The 25,370-nt window shown below is 72.3% G+C and carries 23 protein-coding genes; 10 read left to right on the forward strand and 13 right to left on the reverse strand.

Annotation, left to right across the window (positions count from 1 at the left end):
- Window position 1: 1 nt before the first annotated feature.
- Entirely contained in the window at window positions 2–2,629 is a 2,628-nt protein-coding gene (locus tag BM223_RS15605; RefSeq protein WP_082003682.1) for an FtsK/SpoIIIE family DNA translocase, read from the reverse strand.
- Between the two features lie 272 nt (window positions 2,630–2,901).
- On the opposite strand from BM223_RS15605, the gene BM223_RS30075 reads away from it, so the two are divergent.
- On the forward strand, window positions 2,902–6,084 hold the full coding sequence (locus BM223_RS30075) for a M4 family metallopeptidase (RefSeq protein WP_052138734.1): 3,183 nt from the start codon (window positions 2,902–2,904) through the stop codon (window positions 6,082–6,084).
- 84 nt (window positions 6,085–6,168) lie between these two features.
- On the forward strand, window positions 6,169–6,801 hold the full coding sequence (locus tag BM223_RS15615) for a hypothetical protein (protein ID WP_038679565.1): 633 nt from the start codon (window positions 6,169–6,171) through the stop codon (window positions 6,799–6,801).
- A gap of 3 nt (window positions 6,802–6,804) precedes the next feature.
- Here the strand turns inward: BM223_RS15615 and BM223_RS15620 are convergent, their stop codons facing one another.
- The 8 genes from BM223_RS15620 to gcvT form a co-directional block, all read right to left on the reverse strand.
- Complete coding sequence (locus tag BM223_RS15620; RefSeq protein WP_038679567.1) at window positions 6,805–8,490, reverse strand: ribonuclease J; 1,686 nt, start codon at window positions 8,488–8,490, stop codon at window positions 6,805–6,807.
- Window positions 8,490–9,377 carry a 4-hydroxy-tetrahydrodipicolinate synthase gene (gene dapA / locus BM223_RS15625; protein ID WP_038679568.1) on the reverse strand — a complete coding sequence of 296 codons (888 nt, stop codon included), beginning with the start codon at window positions 9,375–9,377 and terminating at the stop codon, window positions 8,490–8,492. The genes BM223_RS15620 and dapA overlap by 1 nt, the downstream gene beginning before the upstream one ends.
- A gap of 71 nt (window positions 9,378–9,448) precedes the next feature.
- Entirely contained in the window at window positions 9,449–10,387 is a 939-nt protein-coding gene (locus tag BM223_RS15630; RefSeq protein ID WP_038679570.1) for an LLM class F420-dependent oxidoreductase, read from the reverse strand.
- A gap of 13 nt (window positions 10,388–10,400) precedes the next feature.
- A complete protein-coding gene (locus BM223_RS15635; RefSeq protein WP_038679572.1) occupies window positions 10,401–10,922 on the reverse strand; it encodes a dihydrofolate reductase in 522 nt (173 codons plus the stop codon).
- The gene (locus tag BM223_RS15640) at window positions 10,919–11,713 is read right to left on the reverse strand and encodes a thymidylate synthase (protein WP_038679573.1); all 795 of its coding nucleotides are present in this window, start codon (window positions 11,711–11,713) and stop codon (window positions 10,919–10,921) included. Before BM223_RS15640 ends, BM223_RS15635 begins: the two co-directional genes overlap by 4 nt.
- 27 nt (window positions 11,714–11,740) lie before the next feature.
- Window positions 11,741–12,574 carry a PhzF family phenazine biosynthesis protein gene (locus BM223_RS15645; RefSeq protein ID WP_038679575.1) on the reverse strand — a complete coding sequence of 278 codons (834 nt, stop codon included), beginning with the start codon at window positions 12,572–12,574 and terminating at the stop codon, window positions 11,741–11,743.
- Between the two features lie 4 nt (window positions 12,575–12,578).
- A complete protein-coding gene (locus BM223_RS15650) occupies window positions 12,579–12,848 on the reverse strand; it encodes a hypothetical protein (RefSeq protein ID WP_052138735.1) in 270 nt (89 codons plus the stop codon).
- Window position 12,849: 1 nt separating this feature from the next.
- The gene (gene gcvT, locus BM223_RS15655) at window positions 12,850–13,959 is read right to left on the reverse strand and encodes a glycine cleavage system aminomethyltransferase GcvT (protein WP_038679578.1); all 1,110 of its coding nucleotides are present in this window, start codon (window positions 13,957–13,959) and stop codon (window positions 12,850–12,852) included.
- A gap of 55 nt (window positions 13,960–14,014) precedes the next feature.
- Here gcvT and BM223_RS15660 point away from each other — a divergent pair, with 55 nt between their 5' ends.
- Entirely contained in the window at window positions 14,015–15,544 is a 1,530-nt protein-coding gene (locus tag BM223_RS15660) for a leucyl aminopeptidase (RefSeq protein ID WP_052138736.1), read from the forward strand.
- Here the strand turns inward: BM223_RS15660 and BM223_RS15665 are convergent.
- Complete coding sequence (locus tag BM223_RS15665; RefSeq protein WP_052139311.1) at window positions 15,492–15,848, reverse strand: hypothetical protein; 357 nt, start codon at window positions 15,846–15,848, stop codon at window positions 15,492–15,494. The genes BM223_RS15660 and BM223_RS15665 overlap by 53 nt on opposite strands.
- A 111-nt stretch (window positions 15,849–15,959) precedes the next feature.
- Here BM223_RS15665 and sucB point away from each other — a divergent pair, with 111 nt between their 5' ends.
- Complete coding sequence (sucB, locus tag BM223_RS15670; RefSeq protein ID WP_038679581.1) at window positions 15,960–17,774, forward strand: 2-oxoglutarate dehydrogenase, E2 component, dihydrolipoamide succinyltransferase; 1,815 nt, start codon at window positions 15,960–15,962, stop codon at window positions 17,772–17,774.
- An 81-nt stretch (window positions 17,775–17,855) separates the two neighbouring features.
- On the opposite strand, the gene BM223_RS15675 is transcribed toward sucB, so the two are convergent.
- Entirely contained in the window at window positions 17,856–18,842 is a 987-nt protein-coding gene (locus BM223_RS15675) for a hypothetical protein (RefSeq protein WP_038679583.1), read from the reverse strand.
- Between the two features lie 37 nt (window positions 18,843–18,879).
- On the opposite strand from BM223_RS15675, the gene BM223_RS15680 reads away from it, so the two are divergent.
- The gene (locus tag BM223_RS15680) at window positions 18,880–19,782 is read left to right on the forward strand and encodes a TIGR01777 family oxidoreductase (protein ID WP_038679585.1); all 903 of its coding nucleotides are present in this window, start codon (window positions 18,880–18,882) and stop codon (window positions 19,780–19,782) included.
- On the opposite strand, the gene BM223_RS15685 is transcribed toward BM223_RS15680, so the two are convergent.
- Window positions 19,722–20,339 (reverse strand): hypothetical protein, encoded by a 618-nt coding sequence (locus BM223_RS15685; protein WP_038679587.1) that lies wholly within the window; start codon window positions 20,337–20,339, stop codon window positions 19,722–19,724. The genes BM223_RS15680 and BM223_RS15685 overlap by 61 nt on opposite strands.
- Before the next feature lie 81 nt (window positions 20,340–20,420).
- Here BM223_RS15685 and lipB point away from each other — a divergent pair, with 81 nt between their 5' ends.
- Genes lipB through BM223_RS15710 form a run of 5 tightly spaced genes read left to right on the forward strand, consistent with a single transcriptional unit; the run spans window position 20,421 to window position 24,875 of the window.
- The gene (lipB, locus tag BM223_RS15690) at window positions 20,421–21,161 is read left to right on the forward strand and encodes a lipoyl(octanoyl) transferase LipB (protein WP_038679589.1); all 741 of its coding nucleotides are present in this window, start codon (window positions 20,421–20,423) and stop codon (window positions 21,159–21,161) included.
- 50 nt (window positions 21,162–21,211) lie between these two features.
- A complete protein-coding gene (locus BM223_RS15695) occupies window positions 21,212–22,159 on the forward strand; it encodes an ABC transporter ATP-binding protein (RefSeq protein ID WP_038679591.1) in 948 nt (315 codons plus the stop codon).
- The gene (locus BM223_RS15700; protein ID WP_038679593.1) at window positions 22,156–23,166 is read left to right on the forward strand and encodes an ABC transporter permease; all 1,011 of its coding nucleotides are present in this window, start codon (window positions 22,156–22,158) and stop codon (window positions 23,164–23,166) included. The genes BM223_RS15695 and BM223_RS15700 overlap by 4 nt, the downstream gene beginning before the upstream one ends.
- 23 nt (window positions 23,167–23,189) lie before the next feature.
- A complete protein-coding gene (lipA, locus tag BM223_RS15705; RefSeq protein ID WP_075018636.1) occupies window positions 23,190–24,125 on the forward strand; it encodes a lipoyl synthase in 936 nt (311 codons plus the stop codon).
- 36 nt (window positions 24,126–24,161) lie between these two features.
- Window positions 24,162–24,875, forward strand: coding sequence for a DUF4191 domain-containing protein (locus tag BM223_RS15710; RefSeq protein WP_052138737.1), 714 nt, complete (start codon window positions 24,162–24,164; stop codon window positions 24,873–24,875).
- Window positions 24,876–24,901: 26 nt separating this feature from the next.
- Here the strand turns inward: BM223_RS15710 and BM223_RS15715 are convergent, their stop codons facing one another.
- Window positions 24,902–25,333 carry an RDD family protein gene (locus BM223_RS15715; RefSeq protein WP_038679596.1) on the reverse strand — a complete coding sequence of 144 codons (432 nt, stop codon included), beginning with the start codon at window positions 25,331–25,333 and terminating at the stop codon, window positions 24,902–24,904.
- Between the last annotated feature and the right edge of the window lie 37 nt (window positions 25,334–25,370).

Genomic DNA, 25,370 nt, shown 5'->3' on the forward strand with positions numbered 1-25,370 from the left:
GTCACGCCTCCCCCTGGATGGTCATGATCACGGCGTCGATCTCGTCGGGCTTGACCAGGACGTCGCGGGCCTTGGAGCCCTCGCTCGGTCCGACCACGCCCCGGCTCTCGAGGATGTCCATCAGCCGGCCGGCCTTGGCGAAGCCGACGCGGAGCTTGCGCTGCAGCATCGACGTCGAGCCGAACTGCGTGGAGACGACGAGCTCGATCGCCTGGACCACGAGGTCCATGTCGTCGCCGATGTCGTCGTCGAGCACCTTGCTGGACGCGGCCGGTGCGGTGACGTCCTCGCGGTAGCTGGGCTCGAGCTGGCCCTTGCAGTGCTTGACGACCTGCTGGATCTCGGACTCGCTGACCCAGGAGCCCTGCACGCGGATGGGCTTGGAGGCGCCCATCGGCAGGAACAGGCCGTCGCCCTGGCCGACCAGCTTCTCGGCACCCGGGGTGTCGAGGATGACGCGGCTGTCGGCGAGGCTGGACGTCGCGAACGCCAGCCGGGACGGGACGTTCGCCTTGATCAGGCCGGTCACGACGTCGACCGAGGGGCGCTGCGTGGCGAGCACCAGGTGGATGCCGGCGGCCCGGGCGAGCTGGGTGATCCGGACGATCGAGCCCTCGACATCGCGCGGGGCGACCATCATCAGGTCGGCGAGCTCGTCGACGATCACCAGCAGGTACGGGTACGGCGTGAGCACGCGCTCGCTGCCCGGCGGCACCTCGACCTTGCCCTCGCGCACGGCCTTGTTGAAGTCGTTGATGTGCCGGAAGCCGAAGTTGGCGAGGTCGTCGTACCGCATGTCCATCTCGCGGCAGACCCACTCGAGCGCCTCGGCGGCCTTCTTGGGGTTGGTGATGATCGGCGTGATCAGGTGCGGCACGCCCTCGTAGGCGTTGAGCTCGACCCGCTTGGGGTCGACCATGATCATCCGCACCTCGTCGGGCGTGGAGCGCATGAGCACCGAGGTGATCATCGAGTTGATGAAGGACGACTTTCCGGAGCCGGTGGCGCCGGCGACCAGCAGGTGCGGCATCTTCGCGAGGTTCGCGACGACGAAGCCGCCCTCGACGTCCTTGCCCAGGCCGGAGATCAGCGGGTGGTGGTCGTTGCGCGCGACGTTGGAGCGCAGCACGTCGCCGAGGGAGACGATCTCCTTGTCGGAGTTGGGGATCTCGACACCGACCGCGGACTTGCCGGGGATCGGGCTGAGGATCCGCACGTCCTCCGAGCCGACGGCGTAGGAGATGTTGCGCTGGACGCCGAGGATCTTCTCGACCTTGACGCCGGTGCCGAGCTCGATCTCGTAGCGGGTGACCGTCGGGCCGCGGGTGTAGCCGGTGACCTGGGCGTCGACGTTGAACTCGTCGAGCACCGTCTGCAGCCGGTCGACCACGTCGTCGCTGGCCTTGGAGCGCGCCCGGTGCGGGTCGCCCGGCTTGAGCGCGGAGGCGTCGGGGAGCGTGTAGACGATGTCGCCGGACAGCGCGAGCTGCTCGACGCGCTGGGGCAGGTCGGCGTGCGGCGGCGGCTCGAGGTCGGCCGGGTCGTCGTCGGCGGCGGGGGTGGACCGGGCCAGCCGGCGCGCGATGAGGGCGTTGGAGCCCGCCTCGGGGTCGATCGGCTCGGGCTCGTCGTCGGTGAGCGGCAGGTCGATGGGCTCGAGCAGCTCCATCGACTCCTCGGCCGGGTCGGGCTCCTCGCTCTTCTTGCGGCGCCTCTTCTTCGGCTCGGCCAGCACCGGCGAGTCGTACGCCGGGTCGCCCATCCGCTCGAAGGTGTCGTCGAGGCGCATCGCCTGGGTCTGGTCGCCGTCGTCGTCGCCGTGGTGGCGCCCGAGCAGGACGTCGCCGAGGTCGCGCAGCCGGTCCGGGACGCGGTAGAGCGGCGTCGCGGTGATCACCAGGACGCCGAAGAACGCGAGCAGCGCCAGCAGCGGGACGACGACGCCCGGCGAGCGGAGCAGGTCGAGCAGCAGCGCCGAGACGACGTACCCGACCGCGCCGCCGCCGTCGCGCAGCGGCAGGGTGTCGCCCTGGACGGGCTCCGGGCTGCCGTTGGCGATGTGCACGATGCCGAGCAGGCCGAACGAGAGCGCCGTCCAGCCGACGACCTGGCGGCCGGCCGGCCCGTTGCCGGCCGGGTCGCGCATGATCCGCCAGCCGGCCAGCAGCACGATCAGCGGCACCAGCCACCCGACCTTGCCCACCGACCCGGACACGGCGGCCCGCGTGAAGTTCATGACCCCGCCGGGCAGCTCGAACCACACCGCAGCGGCGATGACGATCGAGACGGCGACCAGCAGCAGGCCGAAGCCGTCGCGGCGCTGCTCGGGCTCGATGTCGCGCGCGCCGTGCCCGACGCCGCGGGCGACCGCGCCGATCCCGTGCGCGAACGCGAGCCAGAGCGCCACCACCCCACGACCGAGCGCCGTGAACAGCCGCACGACCGGGCCGGGACCGCTGCGCACGGCGCGCGGAGCCGGCCGCCGGGCCGAAGCGGACTTCTTCGCGGCGGGCTTCTTCTTGGTGGTCGTACTCCGGGAACGCGAGCTGGCTGTCTTCTTCGCGCCCGAGCGGGAGGAAGAGGTGGTCCTGCTGCGCGACGCCGGCGGGGAAGACGTACGGGTCGCCATGACACCAAACCTAGGCGATCGTCCCACCCGTCCCAGGGACAACACGCGGGAGCGGGCTCCCCCGCTCGCGGTGGTCCCACCAGCACCACCCGTCTCCCGCGTCACACCTGGAACCCGGGACGATCTCCTGCGCCTCGACAAAGAAGGCGGATGCCTTCCGCAGAACCCCTGGACCTGCCGTATTCCTGCGCCCTAAGGTGCCGAGGACGTGTCCGGAGCGGGCGACACTCGGCCCCCGCCGACGACACGACTCACCCCCGAGGAGACATTTCGTGAGACACAACCTGTCCGGGCTCCTGCAGAAGGGAATCGGCCTCTCGCTCGTGGGCGCAGCCCTGGCCGTGGTCCCTTCGTCGCCCGTCACCGCGGCACCCAACGACCCGTCGGTCCTCCAGCAGATGCGCAACGAGGCCCAGGGCAGCGTCACCGCGCGGACCTCGCCGGCGACCGCCAAGGTCGGCTTCATCAGCGCCACCGGCGACCTCTACCCGAGTGAGGTCTCCGGCAGGTCGAAGTCCGGCGCCGCCGCCAAGGCGACGGAGTACGTCGACAAGTACGCCCGCGCCTTCGGCGCCACCTCCGCCCAGCTCGACCAGTCCACCGTCACCGCGACGCCGGCCGGCTACACGGTCGACTTCGACCAGACCTACCAGGGCGTGCCGGTGTTCGGCGCCAAGCTCCGCGCGCAGCTCGACTCCGACGGCGACCTGACCTCCGTGTCCGGATACGTCGCCCCGAAGCTCAACCTCGACGTGAAGCCGAGCATCGACCGCGCGACCGCCGAGGCGACGGCCAAGCGGCTCGCCAGCCGCGCGCCCGCCGGCGCCGGCGAGGACGCCGCCAAGCCCGACGCCGCGAAGCTCACGGTCACCAAGGCCGAGCTGAGCGTCTACCGGCTCGGCGCCCTGCAGGGCGTCGAGGGCCGCAACCTCCTCGCCTGGGTGGTCGAGGTGACCGACGGCCAGCAGGTCCGCGAGACGAGCATCCTCGACGCCACGACCGGCAAGGCGGTCAACCGGTACTCGATGATCGCCCACGCGCTCGACCGCGAGCTGCACGAGGAGACCATCGAGGACACCCCCGTCTGGAAGGAGGGCGACCCCTTCCCCGGCACTCTCGACCAGGACCAGCAGAACGAGGTCCAGGGCACCGGTGAGGCCTACTGGTTCTTCAAGAACTCCTTCGGCCGCGACTCCTTCGACGGCAACGGCAAGAAGATGATCACGGTCAACAACGACCCCGACATCGCCTGCCCCAACGCCAACTGGAACGGCACCTCGACCAACTACTGCTCGGGCGTCTCCTCCGACGACACCGTCGCCCACGAGTGGGGCCACGCGTACACCGAGTACACCTCCGGCCTGCTCTACCAGTGGCAGTCGGGCGCTATGAACGAGGCCTACTCCGACATCTGGGGCGAGACGGTCGACATGCTCAACGACCGCTTCAACACGCCCGACGAGACCGCGCTCCGCACCGACGGCCACTGCTCGCAGGGCACGCGCACCGCCATCACGCTCGTGGTCAACAGCCCGGCCGAGGCGGCCGGCAGCTGCGTCGTCGTCCCGGCGTCCTTCGGCCCGGTCATCGGCAGCGAGATCACCTCCGACATGGTGATCGGCACCGACGTCGACGAGAACCCCGGTGACCCGGCCGTCGGCACGACCACCGACGGCTGCTCGCCCTTCGACAACGCCGCGGCCATCGCGGGCAAGTTCGTCTACGTCGACCGCGGCTCCTGCAACTTCACCGTGAAGATCGACCACGCCGAGGACGCCGGGGCCACTGGCATCATCGTCGGCAACAACGACAGCCCCATCGGCTCGATCTCGGGTGACTCGCCGCTCTACGGTGCGATGGTCTCCAAGGCCGACGGCACCCGGATCAAGTCGGCCACCGGCACCCTCAACATCACGATGGCGCCGGCCGGCGCTCCCGTGCTGGACGCCAGCTACCGCTGGCTCTCGGGCGAGGACGACCCGGCCTTCGGCGGCGCGATCCGCGACATGTGGAACCCGAACTGCTACGGCGACCCGGGCAAGGTCTCCGACGAGGAGTACTACTGCGACACCGCCGACAACGGCGGCGTGCACACCAACTCCGGCGTGGTCAACCACACCTACGCCCTGCTCGTCGACGGCGGCACGTTCAACGGCGTCACCGTCCCGGGCATCGGGCTCGACAAGGCCGCGAACATCTTCTGGCGCACCCAGACGTCGTACCTGACGCCGATCTCGGGCTTCGCCGAGCTCGCCGACGGCCTCGACGCCTCGTGCCGCGACCTGACCGGCAACACCTCGCTGAAGAAGCTCACCGTGGGCACCGGCCCGACCGGTGGCGGGCAGGCCGACGGCGGTCCGATGCCGGCCATCACCGCCGCCGACTGCGCCGCGGTCACCAAGGTGGCCCAGGCCACCGAGCTGCGGGTCAAGCCCGTGCAGTGCAACTTCCGCCTGATGTTCCGCAAGGGCACGGTCGGCTGCGGCGACGGCACGGTCACCAAGAAGCTGTGGTCCCAGGAGTTCGAGGGGGCCGGTCTCCCGGCCGGCTGGACCACGGACATCGACGCCGACAACAGCTACTTCGAGCCGACCATCAGCCGCGCGCTGCCCCCGATCAGCGAGAAGGGGACCCCGCACAAGGGCGGCGCCGGGATGCTCTACTTCAACGACAAGGGCAATGCCGGCAACTACGGCAGCTGCAAGCCCAACGACCCGAACGACTACAGCTCGCGGGTCAGCGTGGCGACGCCCGAGCTGACGGTGCCCGAGGGTGACCTGCCCCGGCTCACCTTCGACCAGTACATGTCGTCCGAGGTCCGCACCGACGGCGGCAACGTCAAGGTCAGCGTCAACGGCGAGGCCTACGAGCTGGTCCCGGCCGACGCCTGGATCTACAACGGTCCGCGCACCACGCTGCTGAGCGCCGAGGAGGACAACACCAACCCGATGGCCGGCGAGGAGGCGTTCACCGGCACCGACGGCGGCGTGCCGACCGGTTCGTGGGGCTTCTCGGCGATCGACCTGTCCGAGATCGCGGACGAGGGCGACACCGTCCAGTTCCGGTTCGACTTCGGCATGGACGGCTGCAACGGCGTCGACGGCTGGTACATCGACAACGTGGCGCTGAGCATCTGCGACACGCCCGTCGCGCCGCCGGCGCCCAGCCCGGCCACGGTCGCCAAGACCGCGGTCGCCAAGAAGGGCGTCGTCAAGATCGGCGTCAAGGTCAAGAGCGGCGCCACGCCGAGCGGCAAGGTCAAGGTCACGATCAAGGGCCGCACCTACACGGGCAAGGTGGTCCGTGGGGTCCTGACGATCAAGGCCAAGCCGCAGCTGGCCAAGCTGTGGCGCCACCACGTCCGCAAGGTCGGGGCGAAGGTCACCTACAAGGGTGACGCCAAGGTCGCGCCCTTCGCCGGGAAGGTCACGGTGAAGCTCAAGGGCCGGCAGTAGAGCGGGGACAGTAGGAACGCCCCGTCCCCTCGTGGGGGCGGGGCGTTCCGCCGTTCTGGGGCTCCGGTCTCCTACGCTCCTCTCATGCGTCGCACCTCTCGGACCCGGCTGCCCCTGGTCACCGTGATCGCCGTGACCCTGACCGCGCTGCTCGCCACGCTCGCGCCGAGCGCCCAGGCCGCGCCCGTGCGATGGCGCGACGTCGTCAGCCGGGCGGACGTCGTCAAGGTGTTCCCCGCGCTCGCGCGCGAGGACCTGACGCGGGGCGTCGGCAACCCGAGCGTGAGCCACCCGAGCCCGGCAGGCTGCACGCCGACCGAGACGCGGGCGAAGAAGGTCCTGTGGTTCGGCAACAGGGACAACTGGGCCGCCCGGAAGCGGGGGTTCTACACCGCCCTGGTGCAGTTCCGCACCGTCGCGGAGGCCAAGCGGCTCGTCACGGACATGAAGCGCTACGTGCGCGCCTGCTCGCACTACCAGGTCGGCAGCGTCCTCACGGTGCGCGTGCGTCCCGCCGCGCTGCCGCGGCTGGGCGACCAGCGGGTGGCCTACCGGCAGGTCCAGGAGTGGTCGACCGACCCCGGAGTGCAGCGGAGCACGATCGTCTACGTCCGCGAGGGCAAGCGGGTGATGGCGATGCGGGTCATGCTGCCGAAGACCGTCCCCGCCCGCGACATCGCTCGGATCGCGCGGGCCGGGGCCGCCAAGATGGGCTGAGGCTCAGGCCTCGACGACCACCGGGATGATCATCGGGCGCCGCTTGTGCGCCGAGCTGACCCAGCGGCCGATGGTGCGGCGCACGGTCTGCTGGAGCTGGTAGGTGTCGGTGGTGCCCTCGGTCAGCGAGCGGTTGACCGCGTCGACGATGGGCTGCTTGATCGGCTCGAAGTCCGAGTCGGCCCAGGCGTGGCCGCGAGCGTGGATCTCGGGCCCGGCGGATACCTTGCCGGCCACCGAGTCGACGACGACGATGACCGAGATGAAGCCCTCCTCGCCGAGGATCCGGCGGTCCTTGAGCTCGGACTCGGTGACGTCGCCGACCGACTGGCCGTCGACGAACACGTAGCCGCACTCGACCTTGCCGACCACCGACGCGACGCCGTCGACGAGGTCGACGACGACGCCGTCCTCGGCGTAGACGACGTTCTCGACGCCGGTCTGCTTGGCCAGGTCGCCGTTGGCGAGCATGTGCCGGACCTCGCCGTGCACCGGCAGCACGTTGCGCGGCTTGACGATGTTGTAGCAGTAGAGCAGCTCGCCGGCGCTGGCGTGGCCGGAGACGTGGACCAGCGCGTTGCCCTTGTGGACGACGCGCGCGCCGAGCCGGGCCAGGCCGTTGATCACGCGGTAGACCGCGTTCTCGTTACCGGGGATCAGGCTCGAGGCGAGGACGACGGTGTCGCCCTCCTCGAGGTGCACGAAGTTGTGGGTGCGCTGGGCGATCCGGGCCAGGGCGCTGAGCGGTTCGCCCTGCGAGCCGGTGGAGATGAGCACCTGGCGCTCGGGGGCGAGGTCGGCGAGCTCCTTGGCCTCGACCATCACGCCCGGAGGCACGGTGAGGTAGCCGAGGTCGCGGGCGATGGCCATGTTGCGGACCATCGAGCGCCCGACGTAGGCGACCTTGCGGTTGTGCTTGACCGCCGCGTCGAGCACCTGCTGGACGCGGTGCACGTGGGAGGCGAAGCAGGCGACGATGATCCGCTGCTTCGACTCGGCGAAGGCCTGCTCGAGGACCGGGGTGATCTTGCGCTCGGCGGTGGTGAAGCCGGGCACCTCGGCGTTGGTCGAGTCGGTGAGGAAGAGGTCGACGCCCTCCTCACCGAGCCGCGCGAAGGCACGCAGGTCGGTGATCCGGCCGTCGAGCGGGAGCTGGTCCATCTTGAAGTCGCCGGTGTGGAGCACCATCCCGGCGCCGGTGCGGATGGCGACCGCGAGCGCGTCGGGGATGGAGTGGTTGACGGCGACGAACTCGAGGTCGAAGGGACCGAACGAGATCTTGTCGCCCTCCTTGACCGTGTAGAAGGGCGTCTGGCGCAGCCGGTGCTCGCGCAGCTTGGAGTTGAGCAGCGCCAGGGTCAGCTCGGAGCCGACGAGCGGGATGTCCTGACGCTCGCGCAGCAGGTACGGCGTCGCGCCGATGTGGTCCTCGTGCCCGTGGGTGAGCACGAGCGCCTCGACCTTGTCGAGCCGGTCCCGGATCGCCGCGAAGTCGGGGAGGATCAGGTCGACGCCCGGCTGGTGGTCGTCGGGGAAGAGCACGCCGCAGTCGACGATGAGCAGCCGGCCGTCGTACTCGAAGACCGTCATGTTGCGGCCGACCTCGCCGAGGCCGCCGAGCGGGATGACGCGCAGGCCGTTCTTCGGGAGCTTCGGCGGGGCGGAGAGCTCGGGGTGCGGGTGGCTCATCAGAGGAGGCCCGCCGCGGTCAGGCCGGCGCGGAGCCCGGCGACCTCACCGTCGTCGAGGGCCAGGAGTGGAGGTCGCACGACGCGGTTGCCGAGCACGCCGGCGAGCTCGAGCGCCCCCTTGGCGGTGGTGGCGCCGTAGTTGGCCACGCCCATGATCGCCTCGTAGGCGGGGATCAGGCCGGTGTGGATGCGCAGCGCCTCGGCGTGGTCGCCGGCGAGGAAGGCCTCGATCATCGCGCGCAGCTGGGTGCCCGCGACGTGGCCGACGACGGAGACCAGGCCGGTCGCGCCGTAGGCGAGGTAGCCGAGCGTGTTGACGTCGTCGCCGGAGTAGACGGCGTAGCCGAGGTCGACGAGCTGGGCCGTGCGCGACAGGTCGCCGGTGGCCTCCTTGACCGCGATCACGGTGTCCCACTGCTTCGCCGCGGCGTAGGTCTCGAGCGCGATCTTGGTGCCGGTGCGGCCGGGGACGTCGTAGAGCATCACCGGGACGCCGGTCGCCTCGACGACGTGGCGGAAGTGGTTGAGCACGCCGGGCTGGCTGGGCTTGTTGTAGTACGGCGTGACCAGCAGCAGCCCGTCGGCGCCGACCTTCTCGGCCTGCTTGGCCAGCTCGACCGAGTGCCGGGTGTCGTTGGTGCCGACGCCGGCCACGACCTTGGCCCGGTCGCCCACCGCGTCCTTGACCGCGGCGAGGGTCTCGCCGTCCTCGGCGCCGGTGGTGGTCGGGGACTCGCCGGTGGTGCCGGAGACGACGATGCCGTCGTTGCCGTGGTCGACCAGGTGCTTGGCCACCTTCTGCACCCCGTCGAGGTCAACGGAGCCGTCCTCGTGGAACGGCGTGACCATGGCGGTCAACAGGGTGCCGAAGGGTGCAGAAGTCATGGAGCCAGGCTATCGCCCCGGGCCCGGTATCCCTCACTCCGCCACCGCGGGCGGGCAAGTCGGGACCGACCTCACACGTGCGGCATGACCTCCGCGGCGACCAGCCGGAGGTGGTCGAGGTCGGCGAGATCGAGCGTCTGGAGGTAGATCCGCTGCGCGCCCAGCGCCTCGTAGCGCTTGATCTTGTCGACCACCTCGGCCGGCGTGCCGGCCAGGCCGTTGACCCGCAGCTCGTCGACCTCGCGGCCGATGACGGCGGCGCGCCGGGCGATCGCGGCCTCGTCCTCCCCCACGCACAGCACGAGCGCGTTGGACCAGGTGAGCGAGGCCGGGTCGCGGCCGATGTCCTCGGCGGCACGGCGCACCCGGGCGAACTGGGCGGCCGTCGTCTCCTCGTCGACGAACGGCAGGTTGAACTCGTCGGCGTACGCCGCCGCGAGGGCCGGCGTCTGCTTCTTGCCGAGCCCGCCGACCAGGACCGGGACGCCGCCCCGGTGCCCGCCGTCCTGGACCGGCTTGGGCAGCGCCGGGCTGTCGGCGAGCTGGTAGTGGGTGCCGTCGAAGGCGAAGCGCTCCCCGACCGGCGTGGTCCACAGGCCGGTGATCAGGTCGAGCTGCTCGGCGTACCGCTCGAAGCGCTCGCGGGTGTCGGGGAACGGGATGCCGTAGGCGGTGTGCTCCTGGCCGAACCACCCGGCGCCGAGGCCGAGCTCGATCCGGCCGCCGCTCATCTGGTCGACCTGGGCGACCTGGATCGCGAGGACGCCGGGGTGCCGGAAGGTGGCGCTGGTCATCAGCGTCCCGAGCCGGATCGTGCTGGTCTCGCGGGCGAGGCCGGCGAGCGTCGTCCACGCGTCGGTCGAGCCGGGCAGCCCGTCCCCGCTCATGTGGAGGTAGTGGTCGCTGCGGAAGAAGGCGCCGAAGCCGAGGCGCTCGGCCTCCTGGGCGACGGCCAGCAGATCGTCGTAGGTCGCGCCCTGCTGCGGTTCGGTGAAGACACGGAGCTCCATGGCTCCTACTGTGTCAGGCCCCTCCACACGCGAAGACGCGCTCCCACCACACGATGGTGAAACCGTCGCGCGGCTCACGCCGGACCTCGCGCCAGCGCTTCTTCCCGAACTCCGGGTAGTGGGTGTCGCCCGCGGGCGAGAGCGGGATCTCGGAGAGGATCTGCTCGTCGGCGTAGGGCAGCGCGGCCTCGTAGACGGCCGCTCCCCCGCCGATCATCACCTGGCGGTCGTCGGGCTGGCCGGCGAGCAGCCGGTCGGCCAGCGCGAGCGCGTCGGTGATCGAGTGGGCGACCTCGACGCCCTCGGCGGTGTAGCCGGGGTCGCGGGTCAGGACGACGGTGGTCCGGCCCGGCAGCGGCCGGCCGATCCCCTCGTGGGTGGTCCGGCCCATGATCAGGACGTGGCCGGTCGTGGTGGCCTTGAAGTGCTGGAAGTCCTCGGAGATCTTCCACGGGATGTTCGCCTCGGCACCGATGACGCCGTTCTCGGCGACGGCGGCCACCATCGTGACGCGCCGCCCTGCGGGAGTGCTCATACGGCGATCGGCGCCTTGATCGCGGGGTGCGGGTCGTAGCCCTCGACGGCGATGTCCTCGAGCTCGAAGGCGTCGATCTCGGTGACCGCGGGGTTCAGCACCAGGGTCGGCAGCGGCCGCGGCTCGCGGGTGAGCTGGAGCCGGGCCTGCTCGAGGTGGTTGGCGTAGAGGTGTGCGTCGCCGAGCGTGTGGACGAAGTCGCCGACGCCGAGGCCGGCCACCTGGGCGACCATGTGGGTGAGCAACGCGTACGACGCGATGTTGAACGGGACGCCCAGGAAGACGTCGGCCGAGCGCTGGTAGAGCTGGCAGCTCAGCCGGCCGTCGGCGACGTAGAACTGGAACATGCTGTGGCACGGCGGCAGCGCCATGTCGTCGACCTGGCTCGGGTTCCACGCCGAGACGATGTGCCGGCGGCTGTCGGGGTTGGCCCGGATCTGCGCGATCACCTGGGCGAGCTGGTCGATGTGGCCGCCGTCGGGCGTGGGCCACGAGCGCCACTGGGCGCCGTAGACGGGGCCGAGGTCGCCGTTCTCGTCGGCCCACTCGTCCCAGATCGAGATGCCGCGCTCCTGCAGCCAGCGCACGTTGGTGTCGCCGCGCAGGAACCAGAGCAGCTCACCGAAGACCGAGCGGGTGTGGATCTTCTTCGTCGTCACCAGCGGGAAGCCCGCGGTCAGGTCGAAGCGCATCTGGTGGCCGAACACGCTGAGCGTGCCGGTGCCGGTGCGGTCGCTCTTGTCGACGCCCTCGTCGAGGATCCGCTGGACGAGGTCGAGGTACGCGCGCACGCGCTCAGCCTAGGCGGCGACCGGTCGTCACAGCGTGACCGTCCCCTGGATGGTCGTGAGGGTGTCGCCGCCGACCCAGATCGTGCCGTCGTCACCGGTGTCGACGTGGATCCGGCCGCGCCGGCCGATCGCGGTGCCCTGGGCCGCGACGTACGACGCCGGGAGGACGCCGGTCGTCGTGAGCCACTGGGCCAGCGAGGCGTTGAGCGAGCCGGTCACCGGGTCCTCGACCATGGCGGGCTCGTCGGGGCAGAAGGCGCGGACCTCGACCGCGCACTCCGCGCCGTCGGGATGCGGCCCGATCACGCCGACCTTCTCGCCGAGCCGGCTCGGGTCCGGCGTGAGCGCGAGCACCTCCTCGGCGCTCGCGAGCCGGACGCCGACCCAGCCGGGCCCGTTGTCGGCCCAGGCGAGGTCGAGGATCCGGTCGCGCGCGATGCCCAGGCCCGCCGCGATCTGGACGGCGAGCGCCTCGTCGACCGGCCCCGAGCGGAGCAGGTCGGGCGCGGCGAAGGCAAGCCGGCCGCCGTCCCGGCGCAGCTCGACGAGACCGACCCCGCACTCCTGGACCAGCCGCTCGCCCTGCGGCACACCGCCGGCCTCGAGCCAGGCGTGCGCGGAGCCGAGCGTCGGGTGCCCCGCGAACGGGAGCTCGGTCTCGGTGGTGAAGATCCGCAGCCGGTAGTCGGCCGCCGGGTCGGTCGGCTCGAGCAGGAACGTCGTCTCGCTGAGGTTGGTCCAGCGGGCGAACCGCTGCATCTCCTCGTCGGACATGCCGTCGGCGCCGTGGACGACAGCCACGGGGTTGCCGAGCAGGGGCTCGGTGGTGAAGACGTCGACCTGGCGGAAGGCGCGGGTCATCGCGTCAGGCGCTCAACGACATCGGGCCGTAGACCTCGCGGTCGGCCTCGAAGAGCGTCACCTGGGCGACGCCGCGCTCGGCGAGCTCGGACCAGATCTCACCGATCCACGACTCCGCGTCGCCCTGGTTGGGGAACGCCTGGTCGCCGTACTCCTCGGCATCGGCGCCGCTCAGCACCACCTCGGCGCCGGAGGCGTCCTCGAGACGCCAGCGCCAGGGCTGCTCGGCCGGCGGCTGCGGGCGGTAGGGGGCGGGCTGCTCGGGAAGGGTCATGTCACGACTCTCGCACGGAGGGCTGGACGAACGGCGGCTTGGTGATCGTGAAGACCTCGGGGCGGCCCCGGACGTCGACCATCACCTCGGCGTCGTCGGCGACGACGGTCGAGACGAGCGCCAGGCCGATGCCCTTGCGCAGGGTCGGCGAGAAGGTGCCCGAGGTGACCTCCCCCAGGGGGACGTCGCGCAGCAGCCGGACGCTCATGTGCGGGCGCGGGATGGCGCGCCCGGCGGCGACGATGCCGACGAGCTTGCGGCGCGGGCCGGCCTCGCGCTCGGCGAGCAGCGTGTCGCGGCCCCAGAACGCCGGCTTCTTCCAGCCGACGGCCCAACCGAGCCGGGCCTCGTTGGGGGTGATGTCCGGGGAGATGTCCTGGCCGTGCAGGGGGTAGCCCATCTCGGTGCGCAGCGTGTCGCGCGCACCCAGGCCGGCCGGCACCAGGCCGTGGGGCTCGCCGGCCGCCATCAGCGCGTCCCACAGCGCCGGGGCGACCTCCGCCGGCGCGATGAGCTCGTAGCCGCGCTCACCGGTGTAGCCGGTCCGGCACACGATGACCTTCGCGCCGTCGTAGGGCGCCTCGACGAAGGTCAGGTAGTCGTGGCCGACGGGCAGGCCGACGCCCGCGAGCACCTCGTCGGACCGGGTGCCCTGGACCGCGAGCACGACGTAGTCCTCGTGGTGGTCGAGCACCTCGACGCCCTCGGGGGCGGCCTCGACCAGGCGCCGGCGCACCTCGGCGTTGTTCGCGGCGTTGGGGACGACCAGCACGTGCTCGTCGTCGCGGTAGTAGGTGAAGACGTCGTCGACGATGCCGCCGGTCGCGTCGTCCACGACGAGGCTGTACTGCGCCTTGCCGGGGCCGATCCGGTGCAGGTCGTTGGTGAGCGTGGCGTTGAGGAAGTCGACCGCGCCCGGGCCGCGCACCACGAGCTTGCCGAGGTGGCTGACGTCGAAGATGCCGACGCCCTCGCGGACCGCGGCGTGCTCCTTGACCACGCCCGTCGGGTACTCGAGCGGCATCAGCCAGCCGCCGAACTCCGAGAACTTGGCACCCAGCGCCTCGTGCCGGTCGTGGAGGGGTGAGTGCCGTGGGGTCGCATCCGCCATGGCGGGCAATCTATCGCGCCTGCGGCTCCGTGCGGGGGGCCGATATCCTGCCGCGGTGACGACCTTCGCCCTCCGCACGGCCAGCCCCGCCAAGACCCGAGCCGAGGCCGTGGTCGTGGGGGTGCTCCCCGACGGGGTCCTCGCTCCCGGAGCCGAGGACGTCGCCGCCGCCTACGGCCGCAAGCTGGCCGGGCTGCTCGCCACGATCGGGGTCAAGGGCGCACCCGGCGAGGTCGCCAAGGTGCCGACCTCCGGGACCATCGCCTCGCCGCTGCTCGTCCTCGTCGGGCTCGGCGCCGACCCCGGTCCGGACGACGTCCGCCGGGCCGCGGGCAACGCCGCGCGCGCCGTCACCAACGCCGCCTCCGTCGCGCTCGCGCTGCCCGCCGACACGCCCGAGCTTGTGCGGGCCGTCATCGAGGGCTACCGGCTCGGCGGCTACGCCTTCACGACGTACAAGAGCAAGCCGGCCACCCCCACGACGCCCGCCGAGATCGTCGTCCTCACGCCGGCGGCCCGGCGCGGCGAGGTCACCGCCGCCGTCGAGCCCGCCCAGGTCGTCGCCGACGCCGTGCTCGCCGCCCGCGACTGGGTCAACACCCCGCCCGCCGACCTCACCCCGCCCGCCTTCGCCGACGCGATCGCCGCGGCCGTCAAGGCGACCAACAAGGGCCTCGCGAAGGGTGCGGCGCGGGTCAAGGCCGAGGTCCTCGACGAGGAGCGCCTGGCCGAGCTCGGCTGCGGCGGCCTGCTCGCCGTCGGCGGCGGCTCGGCGGCGCCCCCGCGCCTGGTCGAGCTGTCGTACTCCCCCAAGGACGCCGTCGCGCACGTCGCGCTCGTCGGCAAGGGCATCACCTTCGACTCCGGCGGCCTGTGGATCAAGCCCGCCGCCAGCATGGCCACGATGAAGGAGGACATGGCCGGCGCCGCGGCCGTCGTCCAGGCCACCCTCGCGGCGGCCCGCCTCGGCCTGCCGGTCCGGATCTCCGCCTACGCCGCGCTGGCCGAGAACATGGTCGGCGAGGCCGCCATGCGCCCCGGCGACGTCCTCACGACGTACGGCGGGACCACGGTCGAGGTCACCAACACCGACGCCGAGGGCCGCCTGGTCCTCGCGGACGCCCTCGACCGCGCGGTCGAGGCGGCGCCCGACGTCGTCGTCGACATCGCGACCCTGACCGGGCACATGGCCCTCGCCCTCGGCGACCGGATCGCCGGCGTCATGGGCGACGACACGGTCGTGGCCGAGGTCCTCGCCGCCTCCGCCGCCGCCGGCGAGGACGCCTGGCCGATGCCGATCCCCGAGGCCATGGACGAGCGCATCCACAGCTCCACCGTCGCCGACCTCGCCCAGTACGACGGGATCCGCTGGGGCGGCGGGCTCTTCGCCGCGGCCTTCCTGCGCGAGTTCACCGGCGGCCTCCCCTGGGCGCACCTCGACATCGCCGGACCCACCTTCAACAAGGGCGGCCCGACCGGGCACCTCGCCACCGGCGCGACCGGGTACGGCGTCGCGACCCTGGTCGAGTGGCTCAGGAGTCGCGCTGCTGGCGCTCCCGCTCCCGCTGCTTCTGGGCCTGCCTGACCCGGGAGTTGTAGTCGCGCATCCGCTGCGGGACGCCGACCACCGCGGCGTCGTACGAGGGGATCTGCTGGCGGTTGCAGAAGTCGTGGGCCCACTTGATCGACGACACCCGCCGCCGGGTCCACTCGCCGTCGTGCGCGACCAGCAGCAGCGTGATCTCGCTGACCGCCGTCCGCGGCTCGACGAAGCCCTCGACACCCCGGCGGTCCTGGAGCCAGGCGAGCAGGTGCTCCTCGTCCGCCCGGTCCGAGGCGCGGACCCGGGTGGACCCCGTGCGCGCGGCGTCCTTGGCGGGGTTACTCATCCGTAGCTTGGAACCCCCGCGGAACCGGTCGAACATGCCCATGCCCCTAGTTTGCCCGATCCGTGGGTGGGCCGTTGCGACTTGCGTGACTCGTGGTGCAAGGATTGGCCCATGGCGACCGAAGTCACTCTCCCCGCGCTCGGTGAGTCCGTCACCGAAGGCACCGTCACCCGCTGGCTGAAGCAGGTCGGCGACCAGATCGCGATCGACGAGCCGCTGCTCGAGGTCTCGACCGACAAGGTCGACACCGAGATCCCCTCTCCGGTCGCCGGAACGCTCGTCGAGATCCGGGCCAACGAGGACGACACGGTCGAGGTCGGCGCCGTCCTGGCCGTGGTCGGCGAGGCCGGTGAGACCGGTGAGGCTCCGGCTGCCGAGGCGCCGGCGGCCGAGCCTGAGGCCGCGGCTGAGGCCGCTCCCGAGCCCGAGCCGGCGCCCGCGGCCGCGCCGGAGCCCGCCGCCGCCGAGCCCGCGCAGTCCGCGCCGCCCGCTGAGCCCGCGCAGCCCGCCGCCTCGGGCGGCGGCGGCGCCGCCGAGGGGACGGCCGTCACGCTCCCCGCCCTGGGCGAGTCCGTCACCGAGGGGACGGTCACCCGCTGGCTCAAGCAGGTCGGCGACGACGTCGCCGTCGACGAGCCGCTGCTCGAGGTGTCCACCGACAAGGTCGACACCGAGATCCCCTCGCCGGTCGCCGGCACCCTGCTCGAGATCAAGGCCGCCGAGGACGAGACCGTCGAGGTCGGCGCCGAGCTCGCGATCATCGGCTCGGGCTCCCCCGCACCGGCCGCGCCCGCTGCTCCCGAGGCCCCGGCCGCCCCTGAGGCACCCGAGGCCCCCGCCGCGCCCGAGGCTCCGGCTGCCCCTCAGGCGCCGGCCGCACCGGAGGCCCCGGCCGCTCCGGCCGCCCCCGCGGCTCCGGCCGCCCCGGCCCCGGCGGCACCCGCCGCTCCCTCCGAGCCCAGCGAGCCCGCCGAGTCCGCCGACGGCCCCGGCTACGTCACCCCGCTCGTCCGGAAGCTCGCCGCCCAGCACGGCGTCGACCTGGCGCAGGTCACCGGCTCCGGTGTCGGTGGCCGGATCCGCAAGCAGGACGTCCTCGACGCCGCGGCCGCCGCCAAGGCAGCGGCTGCCCCGGCACCGGCGGCCCAGGCCGCCCCGCCCGCCGCGTCGGGCTCGGACCGCGCCGCCTCCGCTGCCCCGTCGACGCCGTCCCCGCTGCGGGGCCAGACGGTCAAGGTGAGCCGGCTCCGGAAGATCATCGCCGAGCGGATGGTCGAGTCCCTCCACGTGTCGGCCCAGCTCACCCAGGTGGTCGAGGTCGACGTCACCAACATCGCGCGGCTGCGCGAGTCGGTGAAGGCGGACTTCCTCGCTCGCGAGGGCGTCAAGCTGTCGTACCTGCCCTTCTTCACGAAGGCGGCCATCGACACGCTCAAGCAGCACCCGGCGCTCAACGCGAACCTCGACCTCGAGAAGGGCGAGATCACCTACTACGACCGCGAGAACGTCGCGTTCGCCGTCGACACCGAGAAGGGTCTGCTGACCCCGGTCGTCAAGGACGCCGGCGACCTGTCGATCTCCGGGCTCGCCAAGAAGATCGCCGACGTCGCCGACCGCACGCGCAACAACAAGATCGGTCCCGACGAGCTCTCCGGCGGCACCTTCACGATCACCAACCTGGGCAGCTTCGGCGCCCTGTGGGACACGCCGATCATCAACCAGCCGCAGGTCGCCATCCTCGGCCCCGGTGCGGTCGTCAAGCGTCCCGTCGTGATCGACGACGACGACCTCGGCGAGACCATCGCGGTGCGCCACATGGTCTACTTCGCCCTCACCTACGACCACCGCGTGGTCGACGGTGCGGACGCCGGCCGCTTCCTGCGCGACCTCAAGAAGCGCCTCGAGTCCGGCCAGTTCGAGGTCTGAGCACCGACCCGGACCACCCACCGACGTACGCCCCCGGAGCCCGCCTGGCTCCGGGGGCGTCGTACGTCGGAGGGCGGGCGGTCAGCGCGTGGTGATCGTCATCTCGGTGGTGTACGTCGTGGTGACCCGCTGATCGCCGACCTCGACCACCGAGGTGCCGCGGATCGTGGAGGACGACCGGACCGGCAGCACCATCCCGTCACGCAGCTCGATCCGGCCCCGGCCGGAGCTGCTGCCCTCGACGATCGTGCCGCCGCCCTCCGCGCCTCCCGGCTGGGTGGTCTGCTCGATGGTGAGCGCGAGCGTCGCGCCGTCGTCGGTCAGCCGCACCACCTCGTGCGTCGACGACGCGCGCACCGTCGTCCCCCCGACCTCGAGGTCGTCGGTCGAGCGCCAGCGACCGCCCACTCCCACCTCGTCGGGGGGCAGCTGGGCCAGGCCGAAGCCCTGGGCGAGGAAGTCGTCGAGCATCCGGTCGACCATCTCGGGCGCGTCGTCGCCGAGGGCGACGTCGGTCGACAGCGTCGTCCCGTCGGGGCGCGCCACCACGGTCACGGTGGTGCCCTCGAGGAACTTCAACGCGGCGCGGATCGGCTCCACCAGGCTGGGCGCGATCTCGTCGGGATCGACCGACGTGGGGCCGAAGACGGACTCGACCGTCAGCGCGTCATCCGCGGCCTCGGTGACCGTCGAGGTCACCTGGGCCGTCATCGGCACCTGCATCGTCCCCTTGGTCTTGGGCACGCCCTCCAAGTGGGTGCCCACGGTGGTGGTGAGCTGGAGGGTCGAGCGCTCGGTGTGCCCCTTCTCGACGTCGATCCGGAGCAGCCGGCGCGGCGCCTGACCGGCGTCGAGGACGACCGGGGGCTCGGCTGCCGGGGTCGTGCCGGACGGTGATCCGGACGGTGATCCGGACGGCGATCCGGACGCCGCGGGCGCCGGGTTCCGGTCCCGGTCACCGTCCTTGCGGCCGTCACCACCGTCGCCGCAGGCGGAGAGCGTGCTCAGGGCGAGGGCCGCGAGGCTCGCCGCGGCGAGGGCGCGCAGGCGCGGACGGGTGGCGTTCATGGAGACTCCCTCGGTCGGTGGTGGCAGGCTTTCACACATGACACCTCTCCACGTCGTCATTGCCGGCTCGTCCGGCTCGCTCGGTCAGTCCCTCGTCCCCGCACTGCGCGAGCGCGGCCACGACGTCACCCGCCTCGTACGGCGTGAGGCCGGTGCCGGCGAGTCGACCTGGGACCCGCAGGCCGGCGTGGTCGACGCCGACCTGGTCCAGGGCGCGGACGTGGTGGTCAACCTCGCGGGCGCGCCGCTGATCGGCAACCCGCACTCGAAGAAGTGGGCGCACGACGTCCTCGAGAGCCGCCGGTCCACGACCGGGCTGCTGGCGGCCACCATCGCGGCCGCGCCGGAGCCTCCGGCGCTCGTCAACGCCTCCGGCATCAGCTGGTACGGCGACCACGGCTCCGCGCCGCTCACCGAGGCCTCCGACACCCGGGGGCACGCCCTCCTCACGCGGGTGTGCCGCGAGTGGGAGGCCGCGACCCGGCCGGCCGTGCAGGCGGGCGCCCGGGTGGCGCTGCTGCGGACGGCGCCGGTCCAGGACCGGAGCCACCCGCCCCTCCAGCAGCAGCGCCTGCTCTTCGCCGCCGGCCTGGGTGGCCGGCTGGGGAACGGCGAGCAGCACTACCCGCTGATCTCGCTGCGCGACTGGGTGGGCGCGGCTGTCTTCCTGGTCGAGCACCCGACCGCGTCCGGGCCGTTCAACCTGTGCGCGCCGACGACACCGACCAACGCGGAGTTCACCCGCGCGCTGGCCCGGCGGGTGCACCGGCCTGCGATCTTCGCGGTGCCCTCACCCGTGCTCCGGGTGGCCGCCGGCGCGATGGCCGACGAGGTGCTCGGCTCGCTCGACGTCCGCCCGGCCGCGCTGCTCGACCTCGGCTACGAGTTCGCGGACCCGGACGTCGACGCGGTGCTCGCGACCGGGCTCGCCCGCGGCTGAACCGAGGACAGCAGCCACCGCCCGGCCACCCGCAGGAACACCAGCCGTCGGGTGCTCGGCCGGTCACGCGGGAGCGCGCGGCGGCCCGTCCTCGGGCTCGGGTCGGCCCGGCCCACCGCGAGGCCGCCGGCCAGCCGATCGGTCACCACCAGCACCAGCCGGCGCCGGTCGCGCACGACCAGCGCGGCGTCGAGCACCTGCATGCGCAGCCCCTCGACGCGCAGCCCGCGCCGCAGCCAGGCCCGCAGCATGGCGACGTCGCGCTGCCCGGCCCGCGACCGTGGCGCGTAGAGGCGGGCCAGCGCGGCGGGGTCGCCCCGGGCCCAGGCCCGGGCGCGGGCCCGGTCCCAGCGGTGCAGCACCGCCAGCGCCCGGACCTCCGCCCCGGCGCCGGCCACCGCCGGCGCCCCGCCCGCCGCCGACGCCTCACCCCCACCTCCGCCGCGCGCCACCACTCCGGCGGCGACGGCCAGCGCCGTCACCACCATCGTCACCACCACCGCCACGACCACGCCGGAGAGTCCGGAGTGGCCGGCGCGGGTACCCGAGATCCGCATGGGACGTTCCTACTCCGAGGGTCCGACAGATGCACCTGGCTCTCCACAGGCCCGCGCGGAGCCCCGAGTAGGCTCGAGGCCGTGACGCTCACTTTCCGCGAGGACGGGCTCGGACCTGCGTTCGTCGACTACGTCACCGCTTGGGACCTCCAGCGCGAGCTCCACGCCGAGGTCGTCGCCGGCGAGCGGACCGACACGGTGCTGCTCCTGGAGCACCCGGCGGTCTTCACCGCGAGCCGGCGCACCGCCGAGCACGAGCGCCCGACCGACACGGCCGGCGCGCCGGTCATCGAGGTCGACCGCGGCGGCAAGATCACCTTCCACGGTCCCGGGCAGCTCGTGGGCTACCCGATCGTCCGGCTGCCCGACCACGTCAAGGTGGTCGACTACGTCCGCCGCCTCGAAGAGGCGATCATCGCCGTCTGCGCCGACTTCGGCGTGACGACGGCGCGGATCCCCGGGCGTACCGGCGTCTGGCTGCGGGCCGACGACAAGGGCGGTGAGCGCAAGATCGCGGCCATCGGCATCCGGGTCCGCAAGGGCGTCGCGATGCACGGCTTCTCGCTGAACTGCAATGTCGACCTGAGCTGGTACGACCGGTTCGTGCCGTGCGGAATCTCCGACGCCGACGTCACCTCGCTGAGCGCCGAGCTCGGGCGCGACGTGCCGGTGCGCGAGGTCGTCGCGTCCGTACGACGTCACCTCGACGAGCTGCTCGCCTGGGGCCCGTTCGTCCCGACCCCCGACTACGACGCGCGCCCCGATCCCGCCAAGACGCCCGCGCCTGTCGGCGTGGCGGTGCTCAGCTACCCCGCTCGCTGAGGTCACACTGTCCTCCTGCCCCACCCCCCGGGGCCGGCGAAGGAGGACGCGTGAGCGACCTGGTGATCGAGACGACGGGCCTCCGCAAGGAGTTCCGCACCGTCCGCGGAGGACAGCGCGTCGCCGTCCAGAGCCTCGACCTGGCGGTCCCGGCCGGCGGCGGCGTGCACGGCTTCCTGGGGCCGAACGGCTCCGGCAAGACGACGACGATCCGGATGCTGCTCGGCCTGGCACGGCCCACCCGCGGCACGATGCGGCTCTTCGGCCAGCCGGTGCCCGAGCGGCTCCCCCACGTCATCGACCGCGTCGGCGCGGTCGTCGAGTCGCCGAAGTTCGCCCCCAACTTCAGCGGCCGGCTCAACCTCCAGCTGCTCTCCGACGCGATCGGAGCACCCCGCGGACGCGTCGACGAGGCGCTCGAGACGGTCCAGCTCGGCGGCCGCGACCGGGACCGCTACAAGTCCTACTCGCTCGGCATGAAGCAGCGCCTCGCTATCGCCGCCACCCTCCTCAAGCGGCCCGACCTGCTCATCCTGGACGAGCCGACCAACGGCCTCGACCCGGCCGGCATCCGGGAGATCCGCGAGACGATCCGCGGCCTCGGGGAGGCCGGCGTCACCGTGCTGCTGAGCTCGCACATCCTCGCGGAGGTCCAGCAGGTCTGCACGTCCGCCACCATCATCGGCAACGGCCGGCTGCTGGCCTCGGGGCGCGTCGACGACCTGCTCGGCACGACGACGGCCCACCGGGTCGTCGTCGCGGACCCTGAGCGGGCGCAGGCGGTCCTCCGGGACGCCGGGCTGAGCGTCACCGTCGTCCCCGGCGACCCCGGGCCGGAGCACCCCGAGATCCGGGTCGAGACCGAGGACGCCGCGCGGATCACGCAGGTGCTCGGCGGCGCGGGCCTCTGGCTCAGCGAGCTGACGCCGCTGCGCCCCGACCTCGAGACCTTCTTCCTCGCCCTCACCGACGCCGAGCGGCTGGGGGCCGACCGATGAGCGCGTTCGTCCGGCTGCTCCGCGTCGAGCTCCTGCGCCTGGTACGACGGCGCGCGGTCCTGGTGCTCCTGGTGGGCGCGGTCGCCGTGCCCGTGGTGATGGGGGTCGCGGTCACGCTCAACACCCGGCCGCCGTCCGCTGCCGCGGTCGCCGACGCCGAGCGTCAGGTCGAGCAGGAGCTGCAGTCGTCCTGGTACGCCGAGTCGCGCGCGCAGTGCACCGAGAACCCGTCGGAATTCGGCATCGACAGCACCGACGCCGGCGAGATCGAGCGGCAGTGCACGCAGCAGCTCGAGCCCACCATCGACTCCTACCTGTGGCACCAGGAGCTGAGCCTCGCCTCGGAGTCCACCGAGGGCACCGGCGTCGCGCTGGTGGTGATCCTGGCACTGCTGATGATGGTGCTCGGCACGACGTTCACCGGCCACGACTGGGCCAGCGGATCGGTCAGCAACCAGCTGCTCTTCGAGCCGCGCCGGGTCCGGGTGTGGGGCGCGAAGGCGATCGTCGTCACGGGCAGTGCTCTCGTGCTGTCGGGGGTGCTGCTGTCGGCGTACTGGATCGGGCTCAATGCCGTCGCCGCCTCGCGCGACCTGCCCTCGGGAGGCGCCGTCCTGGTCGACTGCCTGCAGATGGGCGGGCGTGGTGCCGGGGTCGTCGCCGCGGCCGCACTGTGCGGCTTCGCCCTCACCATGCTCTTCCGCAGCACGGTCGCGACGCTCGGCATCCTCTTCGGCGTCGCGCTCGTCGGCGGTGTCGTGCTCGCGGTGCTCGGGGTGTCCGGACGGTTCGACCCGGCACTCAACACGCTCGCGGTCGTCGCCGACGGCGCGACGTACTACGTCGACGCGCCGTGCCCGCCTGAGCAGGGCATCGACCTGGAAGGCGGCTACTGCTCCGAGGAGCGGACCCTCTCGTTCGCGGCCGGCGCGGCGTACACCGGGACGGCGGTCGGCGCCTCGGCGCTCCTGTCGGTGCTGTGGTTCCGGCGGCGCGACGTGCCGTGAGGGGGGCGGAGTAGGCTGCTCGGGTGAGCGCAACACCCGAGGGACGCAAGCTCCTCCGCCTCGAAGTCCGCAACGCCGAGACCCCGATCGAGCGCAAGCCGTCGTGGATCAAGACCAAGGCGAAGATGGGTCCCGAGTACACCGCGCTGCAGAAGCTGGTGAAGTCCGAAGGACTCCACACCGTCTGCCAGGAAGCCGGCTGCCCCAACATCTTCGAGTGCTGGGAGGACCGCGAGGCCACCTTCCTCATCGGCGGCGACCAGTGCACCCGACGCTGCGACTTCTGCCAGATCGACACCGGCAAACCCCAACCCCTCGACCGCGACGAACCCCGCCGCGTCGCCGAATCCGTGCAGACCATGGGCCTCAAGTACGCCACCATCACCGGCGTCGCCCGCGACGACCTGCCCGACGGCGGCGCCTGGCTCTACGCCGAGACCGTCCGCGCCATCCACTCACTCAACCCCGACACCGGCGTCGAGAACCTCATCCCCGACTTCAACGGCCACCCCGACCTCCTCACCGAGGTCTTCGACTCCCGCCCCGAGGTCCTGGCCCACAACGTCGAGACCGTGCCGCGGATCTTCAAGCGCATCCGCCCCGCCTTCCGCTACGAACGCTCCCTCGACGTCCTCACCCAAGCCCGCACCTTCGGCCTGGTCACGAAGTCGAACCTGATCCTCGGCATGGGCGAGACCCGCGACGAGGTCTCCCAAGCCCTGCGCGACCTCCACGAAGCAGGCTGCGAGCTGGTCACCATCACCCAGTACCTGCGCCCCAGCCCCCGCCACCACCCCGTCGAGCGGTGGGTCAAGCCCGAGGAGTTCGTCGAGCTCGCCACCGAGGCCGAGGAGATCGGCTTCGCCGGAGTCCTGTCCGGACCCCTCGTCCGTTCGTCGTACCGCGCCGGACGTCTGTATCGTCAGGCGATGGCCGCCCGCGACGCTGCGACGGTCTGACGTTCTGAACCACGGCCGAGGAGATTGCAGCACCCCATGACGAACACTCCCGTCGACCCGTCCACGATGAGCCGCCGCCGGCAGATCCTCGAGACCTACAAGATGTCTCGCGAGGTCGACCCGGCGATCCGCTGGTGGATGCTCGGCTCCTTCGTCCTCTTCGGCGGACTGGGCTTCGCGCTCTTCCACTTCGTGCTGCCCGGCGACGGCGCCTTCAAGATGGTCCTGACGGTCATCGGCACCCTGCTCATCGGCCTGCTCGCGCTGATGATCGTCTTCGGCCGCCGCGCGCAGAAGGCCGCGTTCAAGCGCCTCGACGGCCAGGTCGGCGCCGCGGCCCGCGCGCTCACCATGCTGCGCCGCGGCTGGGTGATCGAGGAGGTCGTCGGCTTCACCAAGCAGCAGGACATGGTCCACCGCGTGGTCGGCCCTCCGGGCATCGTCCTCGTCGGCGAGGGCAACCCCGCCCGGCTCAAGGCGCTGCTGACCAGCGAGCACAAGAAGCACGAGCGGGTCGCCGGCGACTACCCCGTGCACGACGTCATGGTCGGCACCGGCGAGGGCCAGGTCCCGCTGACCAAGCTCGTGCGCCACGTCCAGAAGCTCGGCCGCCAGGTCAAGCCGGCCGAGATCACCGAGATCCGCCAGCGGCTGCGGGCGCTCGACGCGCAGCGCCCCAAGGTGCCGCTCCCCCGTGGCCCGGTCCCGACCTCGATGAAGGGCATGCGCGGCAACCTGCGCGGTCGCTGAGCCCCTGACTCTTCTGCGCGCCCTGGCTACTTGACCAGGGTGCGCAGCGTCGCGAAGGTGACGGTCGACGTCCCGGCGGCGAGGTCGTGGAGCCCACGGCCGTCGTTGCGGAACACCAGCGGCGGGATGACGAGCCCGATCATGATCTGCCGGATCAGCACCTTGATCGGGTTGAGCCGGTGCAGGTGCCCGTCGGCCGGGACGACGCACAGGCCGGTCAGCAGCTTGCCGATCGATCCCCCGGCCAGCCAGGTCAGCAGCGTCGACTCGACGATGTAGACGGGCAGCACGAGGATCGAGGCGACCGAGCCGGCCTTCGTGTACTCGTCGAGACCGAAGACCAGGACGACGGCCAGCGTGCAGAGCAGCCAGTCGACCAGCAGGGCGGCGATGCGGCGCCCCCAGGAGGCGGTCTCGAAGGACGACAGGTCGGGGCGCTTCGCGGTCGGGGACGGCACGGCCGCAAGCGTAGGCGAGCCACCGACGTGACGGGCA

Source organism: Pimelobacter simplex (assembly GCF_900114845.1).
GTDB lineage: Bacteria > Actinomycetota > Actinomycetes > Propionibacteriales > Nocardioidaceae > Nocardioides > Nocardioides simplex.

Bases quoted from the DNA above. Each gene is read 5' to 3' on its own strand.
- BM223_RS15630 (WP_038679570.1), bottom strand. From the start codon at position 10,387: ATGGAGCTCCGTGTCTTCACCGAACCGCAGCAGGGCGCGACCTACGAC.
- BM223_RS15700 (WP_038679593.1), top strand. From the start codon at position 22,156: ATGAGCGCGTTCGTCCGGCTGCTCCGCGTCGAGCTCCTGCGCCTGGTA.
- BM223_RS15665 (WP_052139311.1), bottom strand. From the start codon at position 15,848: ATGAGTAACCCCGCCAAGGACGCCGCGCGCACGGGGTCCACCCGGGTC.
- BM223_RS15680 (WP_038679585.1), top strand. From the start codon at position 18,880: ATGACACCTCTCCACGTCGTCATTGCCGGCTCGTCCGGCTCGCTCGGT.
- BM223_RS15635 (WP_038679572.1), bottom strand. From the start codon at position 10,922: ATGAGCACTCCCGCAGGGCGGCGCGTCACGATGGTGGCCGCCGTCGCC.
- BM223_RS15675 (WP_038679583.1), bottom strand. From the start codon at position 18,842: ATGAACGCCACCCGTCCGCGCCTGCGCGCCCTCGCCGCGGCGAGCCTC.
- BM223_RS15650 (WP_052138735.1), bottom strand. From the start codon at position 12,848: ATGACCCTTCCCGAGCAGCCCGCCCCCTACCGCCCGCAGCCGCCGGCC.
- dapA (WP_038679568.1), bottom strand. From the start codon at position 9,377: ATGACTTCTGCACCCTTCGGCACCCTGTTGACCGCCATGGTCACGCCG.
- BM223_RS15685 (WP_038679587.1), bottom strand. From the start codon at position 20,339: ATGCGGATCTCGGGTACCCGCGCCGGCCACTCCGGACTCTCCGGCGTG.
- BM223_RS15620 (WP_038679567.1), bottom strand. From the start codon at position 8,490: ATGAGCCACCCGCACCCCGAGCTCTCCGCCCCGCCGAAGCTCCCGAAG.
- BM223_RS15615 (WP_038679565.1), top strand. From the start codon at position 6,169: ATGCGTCGCACCTCTCGGACCCGGCTGCCCCTGGTCACCGTGATCGCC.
- BM223_RS15645 (WP_038679575.1), bottom strand. From the start codon at position 12,574: ATGACCCGCGCCTTCCGCCAGGTCGACGTCTTCACCACCGAGCCCCTG.
- sucB (WP_038679581.1), top strand. From the start codon at position 15,960: ATGGCGACCGAAGTCACTCTCCCCGCGCTCGGTGAGTCCGTCACCGAA.
- BM223_RS15605 (WP_082003682.1), bottom strand. From the start codon at position 2,629: ATGGCGACCCGTACGTCTTCCCCGCCGGCGTCGCGCAGCAGGACCACC.
- BM223_RS15710 (WP_052138737.1), top strand. From the start codon at position 24,162: ATGACGAACACTCCCGTCGACCCGTCCACGATGAGCCGCCGCCGGCAG.
- gcvT (WP_038679578.1), bottom strand. From the start codon at position 13,959: ATGGCGGATGCGACCCCACGGCACTCACCCCTCCACGACCGGCACGAG.